The following is a 13,210-nucleotide window of genomic DNA, read 5'->3' as shown; positions in this document are numbered from 1 at the left end:
CACGCCACGATTCACGTTCAAGGAGCACGGCATGCTTGAACTCCTGCTGTCCCAGGTCGCGAACGGGCTTGTGCTCGGCTTCCTCTACGTGCTGATCGCGATCGGCCTGTCGGTCATCTTCGGCATGCTCGGCATCGTGAACTTCGCGCATGGCGCGTTCTTCGCGCTCGGCGCCTACTTCGCCGTGACGTTGCAGCAGCAGTTCGGCTGGCCCGCCGTCGTGTTCGCGCCGCTGCTGGCCGGGCTCGTCGGCGTCGTGGTCGAGTTCACGCTGATTCGCCGGCTGTATGGCAAGGAGCCGCTGATCGGCCTGATCGTGACGTTCGGCCTCGCGCTGTTCGTCGAGGCCGTGATCCGTCAGTTCTGGGGCGCTGGCGGCCAGCCGTTCAGCGCACCGCCGCTGCTGTCCGGCTTCGTCGTGCTCGGTCCGGTGCTGCTCACGACCTATCGGCTCGCGGTGCTGGCCGCAACGCTGGTGCTGCTCGTGCTGCTGTGGGCGGGGCTCGTCTATACACCGTTCGGCCGCATTCTGCGCGCGGGCAGCCGCGACCCCGAAATGGTCGGGATGCTCGGCATCAATCTGCCACGCGTGCTGACCGGCGTGTTCGGACTCGGCTGCTGCATCGCGGGAGTCGCCGGTCTGCTCGCGGCGCCGCTCTGGACGGTCACGCCGTCGATGGCTTCCGACGCGATCATGCCCGCGTTCGTGATCGTCACGATCGGCGGACTCGGTTCGTATGCGGGCGCGATCGTCGCCGGGCTGCTGGTCGGCATCGTCACGTCGCTGACGGTGCAGTTCAAGCCCGAAGCTTCCGGCGCGGCGATGTACGTGCTCATGGCGCTGATCCTGCTGGTGCGGCCGCGCGGGCTGTTCGGCGAACGTTGGGAGCGTTTCGAATGAAGTCTCAATCTTCTTCCGTGCTTCGCCATCCGATCCTCTGGCTCGCGCTGGTGCTCGCGGCCCTCTCGTTTGGCGCGGTCGGCCTCGGCATTCCGCTAGGGCGCATCACCGAGATCGCGATCTACACCTTGTACGCGGCGGGCGTCGGCCTGCTGGTCGGCTACACGGGTCTCGTGCCGTTCGGCGCCTCGGTGTTTTTCGGCTGCGCGAGCTATGCCGTCGGCATCGGCATGGGCCGCCTGTTCTCGAACGAGATCGAGGCGCTTGTATTCGCGATCGTGTTTTCGCTCGTGCTCGGCGCGCTCGTCGGGCTCGTGATTCTGCGGCGGCGCGGTTTGTACTTCTCGCTGCTCACGCTCGCGTGCTCGCAGATCGCCTACGAAATCGCCTTCAAGTGGACCGATTTCACCGGCGGCGAGAACGGCATTCAGGACGTTGCGCGTCCGTGGCTCGGTTCGATGCCCGCGTTCCATGCGTTCAGCGTGGTCACGATCGTGCTTGCAATGGGCTTTCTCTGGCGTCTCGCGCACTCGCCGTTCGGCCGTGTCTTGCAGGCGCTGCGCGAAAACGAGCAGCGCGTGTCGAGCCTCGGCTACAACGCGTATCGCGTGAAGCTCGCGGCCTTCGCGATGTCGGCGGCGGTGGTCGGCTATGCGGGCGGTTTGCTCGCGTTGCTGATGCAGGGCGTCTATGCGAATAACCTGAGCTGGCAGCATGCCGGCGATGCGCTGCTGATGGTCGTGCTCGGCGGCGTGCACCAGTTCCTCGGGCCGCTCTGGGGCGCGATCGGTTTCGTGCTGCTGCAGGACAAGCTCAGTGCGATCACCGAGAACTGGTGGCTGCTGTTCGCGCCGATCATCGTGGTGCTGGCGCTGGCGTCGCCCGAAGGCATCCAGGGTATCGCGCAACGGCTGCTGCGCCGTCCGCGCTGGACGCTCGTGCGTGCGCAGATCCCGGCGCGGCCCGCGGTCATCGAGCCGTTCAGGAGCGCGAAGGCCGAACTCGATCCGGGCCAGCCGATTCTTTCGGTGCGCAACCTCGGCAAGCGCTTCGGCTCGATCGTCACGGCCAAGGGCATCGATCTCGACGTGATGCCGTATCAGCTGCACAGCTTCATCGGGCCGAACGGGGCGGGCAAGACGACGTTCTTCAACATGCTCAGCGGGTTGTTGCGGCCCGACACGGGCGAGATCGTGTTCGAAGGGCGCGACGTGAGCCGCTTGCCGATGTTCGAGCGCGTGCGGCTCGGCCTTGCGCGTTCGTTCCAGATTCTCAGCGTGTTCCGCGAGCTGACCGCGTTCGAGAACGTGCGCGTCGCGGTGCAGGCGCGCAGTCCGCTGCGTCATTCGATCTGGCGCGACGCGTACCGGATCGACGCGATCAATGCGCGGACCTGGACGCTGTTGCAGGCCGTGGGACTCGAAGACCGGGCCGAGCAGAAATGTGCGAATCTCTCGCATGGCGAACAGCGCCTGCTCGAAATCGCGGTGTCGCTGGCGACCGACGCCAAGCTGCTGTTGCTCGACGAGCCGCTCGCGGGGTTGGCCGAGGCCGATCGCGAGATCGTCGGCAAGCTGATCCGGCGTCTGGCGTCGACGCATGCGGTCCTGCTGATCGAACACGACATCGATCGCGTGATCGCGTTGTCCGACCGGCTCACGGTGCTGCACCAGGGGCGTCTGATCGCGGACGGCAAGCCGCACGAGGTGGCGAGCCATCCCGACGTAATCAGCGCGTATCTCGGCAAGTCGAAGGACGAGGACGCCGCCGAAGCGCTTGCACCGGCCGGGGTTCCCGCGCTCGCGGCGCGCGAGCACGACGGCCGTGTGACCCTGAAGATCGAGAAGCTGTGCGCCGGGTATGACGGCAGCCAGGTGCTCGATCGCCTCGACATGGAGATTCGCGAAGGCGAGGTTGTCGCGCTGCTCGGCCGCAACGGTGTCGGCAAGAGCACCACGCTGCGCGCGATGATGGGCGTCGCGCAGGTCGGCGCGGGACGCGTCGTGTTCGACGGCCGCGACATCACACATGCGCGACCGCACGAAATCAACCGGCTCGGCTTGTCGATGGTGCCCGAGGGGCGGCGGCTGTTTCCGAACCTCACGGTGCTCGAAAACCTCGTGCTCGCGCAACGCGCGGGCGGCGCGAGCCTCGATGAAGTCTACGAACTGTTTCCGAAGCTGCGGGTTCTGCAGAAGTCGAAAGCCGAGGCGCTGTCGGGCGGCGAGCGTCAGATGGTTGCGATTGCGCGCGCGCTGATGGTGCCGAGCCGGATCATTCTGCTCGACGAACCCTTCGAAGGCCTCGCACCGGCCGTCGTCAAGGACATCATGGACGCGGTCGTCAAGCTGCGCGGCCGCGCGAGCCTCGTGATCGTCGAGCACCACGCGGAGAGCGTGCTGCCGATGGCCGATCGCGCGTACGTGATGGTCAACGGACAGATGGCCTTTGCGGGCCCCGCGCACACGCTGGCGAACGACGCCGCGCTGCAGGCGCGTCTGCTCGGCGTCACGGGCGAGCCCGAAGCCGTCGGGTAAGCCACGCAGGCGCACCCGCAGCCACTTTCATTCTTTCCGATTTTAGGACCCCTATGAGCTATTCCACCCTGAGCGGCGCCACGCGCGTGATCGCGATCATTGGCGATCCGATCGCGCAGGTCAAATCGCCGGCCAACGTGACGCGCATGCTCAACGAACGCGGGCACGACACGGTCGTGATTCCGATCGAGGTGCCTCCGCGCGATGTCGACGGCTTCATTCGCGGGCTGTCGCTCGCGAAGAACTGCGACAGCATTCTCGTCACGATTCCGCACAAGTTCGCGACGTACGCGCATTGCGCGACGGCCAGCGATCGCGCGGACTTTCTCGGCTCGGTCAGCATTCTGCGCCGCAATGCCGATGGCGGCTGGCATGGCGAAATGCTCGACGGCCTGGGCATGCTGGGCGGCATCAAGTCGCAAGGCGGCGATCCGAACGGCAAGCGTACCTTGCTGATCGGCGCCGGCGGCGCGGGCAGTGCGATCGCGCTGGCCTTGCTCGAAGCCGGTGCATCGCATCTCGCGATTCACGATGCCGATGCGACGCGCCGCGATACGTTGATCGCGCGGCTCAAGGCGCGTTTCGACGCGCGCGTGAGCGTTGGCAGCGCCGACCCCACGGGCTTCGGGATGGTCGTCAACGCAACGCCGATGGGCATGCGGCCCGGCGACCCGTTTCCCGTCGAAGTCGAGAAGCTCGCGCCCGAGGCGTTTGCCGCCTGCGTGATTACGGCGCCGCTCGTGTCGCCGTGGATCGAAGCGGCCCGCGCGCGCGGGTGCAAGACGAGCGTCGGCGTCGATATGTTCACCGCGGAGATGAGCCTGATGATCGACTTTCTCGTCGGGGAGGGCTGATCATGGACGGCCACGCGGGACCGGTGCAATCCACGAGATCGTGTGATTTGCTCGTGATCGGCGCCGGCGCCGGAGGGCTGTCGGCCGCGGTCACGGCCGCCATTCTCGGGCTCGACGTGATCGTACTCGAAAAGGAAGCGGTGTTCGGCGGCACGGCCGCATGGTCGGGCGGCTGGATGTGGATACCGCGCAATCCGCTTGCGCTGGCCGCCGGCATTCGCGAAGACGAAGAAGGGCCGCGCACGTATCTGCGTCATGAACTCGGTGAGTACTACGACGAGTCGCGCATCGACGCGTTCCTCGAACACGGTCCGCGCATGATCGAGTTTTATCGCGCCCATTCGGCCGTGCAGTTCATCGACGGCAATCTCATTCCCGACTTTCATGGCCGCTCGCCGGGTGCGTTGCCCGGCGGCCGCTCGGTGTGCGCCGCGCCGTTCGACGGCCGCGAGCTTGGCACACGGATTCGCGACCTGAGGCCGCCGCTCGATCTCGTGTCGTTGTGGGGCATGGGCATCTCGGCGGGCGCGGACCTGCGGCATTTCCTGAAGGCGACGCGCTCGTGGTCGTCGTTCCGTTATGCGGCGCGGCGCGTGGCGATTCATCTGAAAGACCTGCTGTTTCATGGGCGCAGCATGCAGCTCGTGAACGGCAACGCGCTCGTCGCGCGGCTCGCGAAATCGGCCTTCGATCACAACGTATCGATCGATGTTTCGCATTCGGTCCAACACCTGATAGTCCGCGATGGGGCGGTGTACGGTGCGCATGTCGACACGCCGCAAGGCACAGTCGACATTACGGCGCGCCGCGGCGTCGTGCTCGCGTGCGGCGGCTTTCCGCACGATGTCCAACGCAAGCGCGCGCTGTTTGCGCATGCGCCGACGGGGCGCGAGCACTGGTCGGCCGCGTCGCCGGGCAATACCGGCGACGGTCTGCGGCTTGCCGAAGCGGCCGGTGGGATGCTCGACGATTCGTTTGCCGAGGCCGGCGCATGGGCGCCGGTGTCGCTCGTCAAGCGCGCCGACGGCAGCACGGGCACGTTTCCTCATCTGATCGAGCGCGGCAAGCCCGGGCTGATCGCCGTGACGGGCGCGGGCAGGCGTTTCGTCGACGAAGCCGATTCGTACTACGACTTCATGCAGGCGCTGTTCGACGCCGTGCCTGCCGGGCAGCCCGTGTTCGCGTGGCTGTTGTGCGACCACCGTTTTATCCGCCGGTATGGACTCGGTGCCGTCAAGCCCGCACCGTTTCCACTCGGACGCTGGCTGCGTTCGGGATACCTCCGGCGTGGCAGAACGATCGCGGCGCTCGCCGAAGCGTGCGGCATCGATGCCGCGACGCTCGACCATACCGTCGCGACGTATAACGCGAGCGCGCGCGAAGGTCAGGACCCCGAATTCGCGCGTGGCGAGACGCCGTACAACCTCATGCAGGGCGATGTCGACCACGCGCCGAATCCCTGCGTGGCGCCGCTCGAAAACGGTCCGTTCTATGCCGTGCAAATCGTGCCGGGCAGCCTCGGCACGTTTGCGGGCCTGCGCACGGACGCGAACGCGCACGTACTCGACGCGCACGGCGAGCCCGTGCGCGGCCTCTATGCGTGCGGCAACGATATGGCGAGCGTGATGGGCGGGCGTTACCCGAGCGGTGGGATCACGCTCGGTCCCGCGATGACGTTCGGCTATATCGCCGCACACGACGCGGCCGGCAAGACGCTGGCCGCATCCGCCAACCGTACTGCAATGACAGGAGAAAAAGATGTTTTATGAACTCACCACGATGACACTGCGCTTTGGCACCGTTGCCAAGGCGTCCGTCGCCGCCGATGCCTACGCACGCGATGCGCAGGCGCGCGGCACGCTGTACGGCATCTGGTTTTCGGATATCGGCGACCTCAATCAGATGGCCGTGCTGCGCGGCTTCGAGACGGCCGAGGAGATGCTCGCGGAGCGCAAGCGCACGCTGCTCAGCGCCGATCCGTTCGGTTGCGGCGAATGGCTCGTCAAGATCGAAATGCATAGCTATGAAGGCTTCGCATGGATGCCCGCGCCGACGCCCGGCGAGCACGGCAAGGTCTACGAAATCCGCACCTACGAGTTCAAAACGGGCGGTCTCGGGCCGACGTTGAGCGCCTGGGAGCGCGACCTGCCCGCGCGGCAGAAGGTCTCGCCCTGCGTGGCCGCGATGTTTGCCTACGATGGCACGCCGCGCTTCACGCAGATCTGGCCGTATGCGAGCCTCGACGAGCGTGCCGCCGCGCGCGCCGACTCGGTCAGCCAGGGCATCTGGCCGCCGAAGGGCGGACCCGACTGGTTGACGACGTCGATGCGTTCGCAGGTGTTCGTGCCGACCGCGGTGTCTCCGCTGAAGTAAGGCGGCCAGCGCGTATTCCTCATGCACGCGCGTGCGCGCGGAGTTCGCCGCACGCGCCTAACCGGATGGAGATTGTTCATGACTGAGGCCGTTGCTCAAAAGCCGGCGTTTTCGCTCGCGCATCTGACGGCGTTGTCGCTGACGCCGCCCGAGCTCGTATCGGTTGCCGCGCAAGCGGGTTACGACGAGGTGAGCTTTCGCCTGCTGCCTGCCACGCCCGGCGGGCCCGCCTACTCGTTGATGACCGATGCGGCCATGCTGAAGGACACGCTCGCGCGCATGGCCGATACCAGCGTGCGCGTGTTCGACCTCGAAATCATCCGCCTCGGCGAGCGCTTCGATGCGCGCGATTATCTTCACTTCTTCGAAACCGGCGCAAAGCTCGGCGCGCGCGCTGTGCTCGTCGGATGCGACGACAGCGATCCCGTGCGGCGCGCGCAGGCGTTTGCCGCCTTGTGCGAGCTTTCCGCGCCGTTCGGTCTGACGGCCAACATCGAGTTCATGCCGTGGACCGCGGTCAAGAGACTGCGTGATGCGGTCGCGCTCGTCGAGGAGGCGGGGACGCCGTCGAACGCCGGCGTGCTCGTCGATGCGCTGCATTTCGCACGTTCCGATTCGACGCTCGACGAAGTGCGCGCGTTGCCGCGCAAATGGCTGCACTACGCGCAGATGTGCGACGCGCCGGGAGGGACGCCGAGCACGGATGCGGAGCTGATCCACACTGCGCGTTGCGAACGCCTGCTGCCCGGCGAAGGCGGCATCGATCTCGTGGCACTCTGGAATGCGTTGCCGAGGGATCTGCCTGTCAGCATCGAAATTCCGAACGATCAGCGCGCACCGCTGCTCGGGCCGTTGGGCTGGGCGACGCAGGCGCTGGAAGCGGCGCGACGCGTGATCGACGCACGCGCTTGATTGGCGTCTCAGGTGTGCGGTGCGAGGTCTCGCGCGATGGCGGCGCGTGATCTCGGACACGGCTGGTATCGCCTCAGGGTTTTCGTCATGTTGAAATATCAACATAAGACTCAATACACTTCGATCATCGACTGACCTCGTGGTTTGAAGGACAGTCTTGTGCGGAGAAATGGTAGTGATGAGTCAGAGCACGGAAACCGGATTGTCGAATCCCGAGAACAGGATGGTGGCGATCGTCACGGGTGGCGCAAGTGGGATCGGCTGGGGGATCAGCCAGAAGTTCGCGCAACTCGGGTATAGCGTCGTTATCGCGGATCTGGACGAAGCCGCTGCCGCTGCGCGGATCGGGGAGTTAAGCGGAGATTCGCACACGGCGGCCAGGGTCAACGTGGCGAGTGAAGACGACGTCGTTTCCCTGGTGCGCGAGGTTGCGCGGAAATATGGCCGGATCGACGTGCTCGTGAACAATGCGGGCATCGGAGAGCAGCCCGGTTCGACCGTTGAGCAGACCGTCGACGGATTCGACCGGGTCCTTTCCATTCACCTTCGCGGTACGTTCATGATGTCTCGCGAGGTGGCCAGGGTGATGCTCGGCGCAGGGGGCGGGGCCATCGTCAACCTCAGTTCTATTGCCGGGTTGGGCGGCATTCCTGGGCGCAACGCTTACGGTGCGGCGAAGGCGGGGATTTCGTCCATGACGCGCTCGATGGCGGTGGAGTGGGGGCGCAGCGGCATTCGCGTCAATGCTGTGGCTCCCGGCTACGTGATGACCGAGATCGTGCGTACCCTGGTGGCGGACGGTCGCCTGAATACGGCAGGAATCGAAAAGCGTACGCCGATGGGACGATTTGCCGAGTCGTCCGAGATTGCCGATGCGGTCGCCTATCTGGCGTCGTCGTCCGCCACCTATATTACGGGCGTGACGTTAAGCGTGGACGGCGGTTGGGCGGCACATGGCGGTCCGGTGGATTGATTGCTTGGGTTATGCAGCAGGCGCGGAGACGTGCGAAGAGAAACCTCGCGCTTGCACGCCTGCTGGATGGAAAGACAAAAATATTATTTGATCTGTGAAGAAAAGGCCGCCGAGGGTGAGAGCGGTGCCGGGAACCTGAAGAGATTGGGATGAGCAGAGGTCATATGCCGAAGGGTTACATCATTGCGCGAGTGGATGTTCAGAACGAAGAGGAATACGCAAAGTATGCCGCGTTCGCGACTCCCGTTATCAAAGCCTATGGCGGTCGCGTGCTGGTGCGTGGCGGCCCATGCGAGGTGCTTGAAGGCAGCGGTCGATCGCGCAATGTCGTGATCGAGTTCGAGTCGTTCGAGCAGGCAAAGGCGTATTACAAATCAGCGGAGTACGCTCAGGCTCGGGCGCTGCGTGAAGGTTATGCGATCGCCGATTTTATTGCTGTCGAGGGTGCCTAAGGCCTGGTGAAATCCAGGTTGTCCGGTATCGGTGGAACCACGAATCCTATTGAGAACCGTCGATTTCAATCAGATTGCGTGAGATAAGATTGAGCATGGAAATCAATCTTTCTTTATCGTCCGTGGTCAATCCGCGCAGCATGGCTTCTTCCCGGTCAAGTGCGAGCCGCAGTACCCTGGTTCTGAGCGATGTGCCCGCGCGCGTGAGATTCGATTCACTACGTCTTCCATAGGAAGCACGCGTTTCGACGACCCCCTGTTTCACCAGCGCGCTCAGGCTACGGCTGATTGCCGCTTTGTCGAGGCCGAGTCCCTGCGCCAGTTCGGCTCCGCTCGACCAGCCTTCCGCGGCGAGAAAGCAAACGATCCGCCAGTCGACGAAGCCAATGCCGGCGTGCTTTCTGTACGCAGTCGATGCGCCGTGCGATACCCGGTTGGCTGCGGCAGTCAGCACGGCCGGCACGCAGCGCGACAAATCGATCTGGCGAGTCATCTCATCGGCCTCATCCTTGCGGCTGAGCTTGCTTCTCGTCGATCCGACCGCGTTGACACTTCGTTGCCCGCTTGGCGTTGCCTGAGTTTGCTGGGCTTTCTGTGTTTTCACGGTTGGCACGATGAAGGTCCGATTGGGTTTCGCACGTTTCGCACGTTTCGCACGACGAGCGGGGCAGAGGTAAGCGCCTGATTCTACATGCTCCCGTTATCGTGCCCGCGCTACGCTCTCACTCTGCGTCCCAAGCCGGCGCGAAGGCCGGGCTGACAATGCGGATATTCTTCGGCAATTGCGCGATGAGCGCGCGATCTTCGTCATCGAGCGGCACATCGAGCGATGCCAGATTGGCGAGCTGATTAGCTTTGCCGCTCGCCTTCGGCACGGCGGCGACCTGCTCCTGCTCGATGAGCCATTTCAGCGCGACCTGAGTGGGCTGCACGCCGTGCCTGGCGGCGATTTGCTGGATTTCCGGCATCTCGGAGACCTTGTTGCGGGCCAGCGGGCTATAGGCAATCAGCGCCATATCGTGCTGGCGGGCAAAGTCGAGCAGCTTGGCCTGGCTCAACGCGACGTGATACTCGACCTGCATCGCCGCCAGCGGCACCTGCATCACTTCCACGACTTCGCGCACCAGAGCGAGCGGAAAATTCGCCACCCCGATCGCCCGCGCGCGTCCCTCTTCCTTGAACGACACGAGCGTTTCGAGGGTTCGCGCGAGGTCCCAGTCCTGCGTCGGCCAATGAATCAGGAACAGGTCGACGTAATCGGAACGCAGCGCGCGCAGCGTATTGTCGAACGAGGCCCGCATGCGTTCGGGGCTCAACTGGTCCCACCATACCTTGCTGGTCACGTGAATCTGCTCGCGCGGCACCGTCGATTGCACGAGGGCGTCGCCAACCGCCGCTTCGTTGTTGTACGCGGCGGCGGTGTCGATATGACGATAGCCGAGTTCCAGTGCCTGCACGACAGCGCGCGTGCATTCGTCGCCGAGCATGGGCCATGTGCCGAGGCCCAGCTTGGGCATGTTCAGTTGATGGCGATTGACGATGCGTTGCATGAGTGTTTTCTCCGTGTCAGACGCGCGCTTTAGCCTCGCGCGCGCCGGGTGTTTCGTTCGCCGCACCGCCGTGCGCGACGAACTTTGCGATGCGCCAGCCGAACACAATGGCCGGGCCGAGCGTCGTGCCGGGGCCCGGGTACGTACCGCGAAAGATCGACGAGAGGTCGTTGCCGCAGGCAAAAAGGCCCGGAATCACGTGGCCTGCCTCGTCGATCACTTCGCCGTTCGCGTTGCCGCTCAGTCCCGCGCTGCACGCGAGATCGGCGGGCCATACGGTTACGGCGTAATACGGTCCCGCACCGATCGGCCGGATGCACGGGTTGGGCTGCTGGCGTGCGTCGCCGTTGAAGCGGCTCATCGGACTGCTGCCTCGCTCGAATGCGGGGTCGTTGCCATTGGCGGCGTCGCGATTATAACTTTCGACCGTGCAGGCGAGGCCCGCCGCATCGATCTGGAGCTTCGCGGCCAGTTCGTCGAGCGTGTTGCCTTTCACCAGATAGCCCGAGCGTTCGAATTCGGCGATGCGTCCCGCACCGCGGCCGGGCATCAGCAGGCCGAGGCCATACTCGTGGAGAAATGCCGCATCGACGATCAGATGCGCGGGCACGCTCGCGCCGTTGCCGTTGCTGTTTTGAGCGTCGCGCAGCATGCCCATCACGAAGTCGTGATACGAGTTCGATTCGTTGACGAAGCGCTCGCCCCGGCTATTCACCGCAATGAGTCCGGGCTTCGCGCGATCGAGGATGATATGCGGCCAGACGCTGTCTTCGCCCGCACTGCCGTTGCGTGCGCGCTGGATCGAGCAGGGCATCCAGAGGCCGGGGCTGTCGCCGCCGTTCTCGACCTTTGCGCCGACCTGGTGGGCGCGGTCCACACCGTCGCCGGTATGGGTTTGCGGTGCCAGCGAAAGGCCGCGCGCGCCGGCCGGAAAAAGCTGATTGCGCAGCGTCGGGTGGCGCGTGATGCCGCCCGTTGCGAGCACGACGCCGCGGCGCGCGCCGATGCGCCGGCGGCCGCCACCAGGCGTCGCGACGATTGCGCCGGTTACGCGGCCGTCTTCGCGCACGAGTTCGACGAGCGGCGTGTCGAAGCGGACCTCGACATGGCGCTTGAGCAGGCTGTAATAGAGCCGTGCGGCCAGCGCATTGCCCATGACGAGTTGCGTGCCGCGCGGATAGCGCAGCCGGTCCATCGCATAGCGCCCCACGACGGCGAGCGTGCGCCTGAAGTTGGCAAGCGTGGCGAACGGCGCGAGCAGCGCATTCAGATCGTTGCGCGCGACCATCATGCCGCCGAGTCCCATGAACTCCTTGCGCGGCGGCCGCACGCGCGCGAAGGCTTTGCCGAGCACGCGCGCGTCGAACGCCACGGGGGCCAGCGCGCGGCCGCCATAGGCCGCGCCGGGTCCGTTCACGTAGTCGGGGTGAGCCGCGGCGGCGACGAACCTGACCTCGCTGATCCGGGTCAGCTCCTCGATGGCCTGCGGGCCGCTTTGCAGGAAGGCCTCGCGTGCTTCGTCGCCACCGCGTTCGCCGACCACCGACTGCAGGAAGCGCCGCGCGTCGTCGACACTATCGGGCACGCCCGCGTCCACGCTCAGCTTCGTGCCGGGCACCCACGTGGTGCCGCCCGAGGTGGACGTAATGCCGCCCACCATGCCGGTCTTCTCGCACAGCAGAACCTTCAGCTTCTCGTGGTCGGCCACGAGCGCGGCCGTCATGCCGGCCGCGCCCGCGCCGAATACCAGCAGATCGACTTCCTCATCCCACCCTTGCCGCTCCTGTTGCCTGACCGCACCCATCTCCGTGCCTCCTCCATTCCGGTTCGCCGCGCGCGCATGGCTGAATGCGCGTGGCAAACGGTGTTCTTGATTTTGGAATCATATTCTAATAAATAAAAAAGTGGAACAAGATTCAAAATTAAGCGGCGTCAGAGGAAAGCGTAGCGAATCAGTACGTGGCACGGCCTCCGGAGAGGTCGAAGGTCGCGCCGCTCGAAAACGAGCATTGATCGGAAGCGAGCCAGGCGACGAGGTTGGCCGCTTCCTGCGCGGTGCCCGCACGCTGCATGGGGATTTTCGCGAGGCTTGCGCCGAGGGCCTCGGGCGTCAGCTGCGCAAGCAGCGGCGTCTCGATCAGGGCGGGCGCCACGCAGTTCACGCGGATAGGCGTGAGCGCGAGCTCCTTGCCCATCGATTTCGTGAAGGCGATCACGCCCGCTTTCGCGGCAGAGTAGGCGGACATCTGTGGATTGCCCTCCTTGCCCGCAATCGAAGCGAGATTCACGATGCGTCCGAACCCGGCTTCGCGCATCGGCTGCACGGCGGCGCGGGAGCAGAGGAACACGCTGCGCAGATTCACGTCGATGCAGCGTTGCCAGGCCGCGAGGTCGCAGTCGGTTACGTTCGCGACCGGACCGGTCGCGCCCGCGCTGTTCACGAGCACGTGCAAGGTGCCGAAGCGCGCGAGCGTTGCATGCATGGCGGCCGCGACGGATGCTTCGTCGGTCACGTCCACGCGCACGCCGAGCGCCGAGCTTTCCGGCAGCGCGCGGGCGGCCTCGTTGGCCGCGTCGCCGTCGAGATCCCAGAGCGCGACGCGGTGGCCGTCGTGTTGCAGACGCGCCGCGATGGCCCGGCCGATGCCGCCCGCGCCC

At 65.4% G+C, this 13,210-nt stretch carries 12 protein-coding genes; 8 read left to right on the top strand and 4 right to left on the bottom strand.

All coding sequences use genetic code 11. The features are described from left to right. The first annotated feature begins 31 nt into the window (after positions 1-31). The 8 genes from GXB81_RS00060 to GXB81_RS00025 all read left to right on the top strand — a co-directional run bounded on the left by GXB81_RS00060 (position 32) and on the right by GXB81_RS00025 (position 9,002). The gene (locus GXB81_RS00060; protein WP_167044277.1) at positions 32-901 is read left to right on the top strand and encodes a branched-chain amino acid ABC transporter permease; all 870 of its coding nucleotides are present in this window, start codon (positions 32-34) and stop codon (positions 899-901) included. Further along, on the top strand, positions 898-3,438 hold the full coding sequence (locus GXB81_RS00055) for a branched-chain amino acid ABC transporter ATP-binding protein/permease (RefSeq protein WP_205987964.1): 2,541 nt from the start codon (positions 898-900) through the stop codon (positions 3,436-3,438). Before GXB81_RS00060 ends, GXB81_RS00055 begins: the two co-directional genes overlap by 4 nt. Positions 3,439-3,491: 53 nt before the next feature. Beyond that, on the top strand, positions 3,492-4,292 hold the full coding sequence (locus GXB81_RS00050) for a shikimate dehydrogenase (protein WP_167044274.1): 801 nt from the start codon (positions 3,492-3,494) through the stop codon (positions 4,290-4,292). 23 nt (positions 4,293-4,315) lie between these two features. Beyond that, positions 4,316-6,061: an FAD-dependent oxidoreductase gene (locus tag GXB81_RS00045; protein ID WP_346777758.1), complete on the top strand. Its 1,746-nt coding sequence runs from the start codon at positions 4,316-4,318 to the stop codon at positions 6,059-6,061. Next, positions 6,051-6,665, top strand: coding sequence for an NIPSNAP family protein (locus GXB81_RS00040; protein WP_167044268.1), 615 nt, complete (start codon positions 6,051-6,053; stop codon positions 6,663-6,665). Before GXB81_RS00045 ends, GXB81_RS00040 begins: the two co-directional genes overlap by 11 nt. A gap of 78 nt (positions 6,666-6,743) precedes the next feature. Then, positions 6,744-7,577: a sugar phosphate isomerase/epimerase gene (locus GXB81_RS00035; RefSeq protein WP_205987962.1), complete on the top strand. Its 834-nt coding sequence runs from the start codon at positions 6,744-6,746 to the stop codon at positions 7,575-7,577. 178 nt (positions 7,578-7,755) lie between these two features. Continuing rightward, positions 7,756-8,550: a glucose 1-dehydrogenase gene (locus GXB81_RS00030; RefSeq protein WP_240159073.1), complete on the top strand. Its 795-nt coding sequence runs from the start codon at positions 7,756-7,758 to the stop codon at positions 8,548-8,550. Between the two features lie 164 nt (positions 8,551-8,714). After that, positions 8,715-9,002 (top strand): DUF1330 domain-containing protein, encoded by a 288-nt coding sequence (locus tag GXB81_RS00025; protein WP_167044261.1) that lies wholly within the window; start codon positions 8,715-8,717, stop codon positions 9,000-9,002. Between the two features lie 46 nt (positions 9,003-9,048). On the opposite strand, the gene GXB81_RS00020 is transcribed toward GXB81_RS00025, so the two are convergent. From GXB81_RS00020 to GXB81_RS00005, 4 genes are all read right to left on the bottom strand, one after another. Continuing rightward, entirely contained in the window at positions 9,049-9,606 is a 558-nt protein-coding gene (locus GXB81_RS00020; RefSeq protein WP_167044258.1) for a MarR family winged helix-turn-helix transcriptional regulator, read from the bottom strand. Positions 9,607-9,724: 118 nt separating this feature from the next. After that, the gene (locus tag GXB81_RS00015) at positions 9,725-10,552 is read right to left on the bottom strand and encodes an aldo/keto reductase (protein WP_205987961.1); all 828 of its coding nucleotides are present in this window, start codon (positions 10,550-10,552) and stop codon (positions 9,725-9,727) included. Between the two features lie 16 nt (positions 10,553-10,568). Beyond that, positions 10,569-12,356, bottom strand: a complete 1,788-nt coding sequence (locus GXB81_RS00010; RefSeq protein ID WP_205987960.1) for an FAD-dependent oxidoreductase — start codon at positions 12,354-12,356, stop codon at positions 10,569-10,571. Positions 12,357-12,504: 148 nt separating this feature from the next. After that, the coding region (locus tag GXB81_RS00005) for an SDR family NAD(P)-dependent oxidoreductase (RefSeq protein ID WP_205987959.1) at positions 12,505-13,210 on the bottom strand (706 nt) is incomplete at its 5' end.

This window comes from Paraburkholderia sp. Ac-20336 (genome assembly GCF_017105025.1).
Taxonomy (GTDB): domain Bacteria; phylum Pseudomonadota; class Gammaproteobacteria; order Burkholderiales; family Burkholderiaceae; genus Paraburkholderia.
This window is presented reverse-complemented; position numbering and strand designations above follow the sequence as displayed.

Excerpts from the sequence above, each read along its gene's own strand:
- GXB81_RS00060 (WP_167044277.1), top strand. The coding sequence starts at position 32 with ATGCTTGAACTCCTGCTGTCCCAGGTCGCGAACGGGCTTGTGCTCGGC.
- GXB81_RS00055 (WP_205987964.1), top strand. The coding sequence starts at position 898 with ATGAAGTCTCAATCTTCTTCCGTGCTTCGCCATCCGATCCTCTGGCTC.
- GXB81_RS00050 (WP_167044274.1), top strand. The coding sequence starts at position 3,492 with ATGAGCTATTCCACCCTGAGCGGCGCCACGCGCGTGATCGCGATCATT.
- GXB81_RS00040 (WP_167044268.1), top strand. The coding sequence starts at position 6,051 with ATGTTTTATGAACTCACCACGATGACACTGCGCTTTGGCACCGTTGCC.
- GXB81_RS00035 (WP_205987962.1), top strand. The coding sequence starts at position 6,744 with ATGACTGAGGCCGTTGCTCAAAAGCCGGCGTTTTCGCTCGCGCATCTG.
- GXB81_RS00030 (WP_240159073.1), top strand. The coding sequence starts at position 7,756 with ATGAGTCAGAGCACGGAAACCGGATTGTCGAATCCCGAGAACAGGATG.
- GXB81_RS00025 (WP_167044261.1), top strand. The coding sequence starts at position 8,715 with ATGCCGAAGGGTTACATCATTGCGCGAGTGGATGTTCAGAACGAAGAG.
- GXB81_RS00015 (WP_205987961.1), bottom strand. The coding sequence starts at position 10,552 with ATGCAACGCATCGTCAATCGCCATCAACTGAACATGCCCAAGCTGGGC.
- GXB81_RS00010 (WP_205987960.1), bottom strand. The coding sequence starts at position 12,356 with ATGGGTGCGGTCAGGCAACAGGAGCGGCAAGGGTGGGATGAGGAAGTC.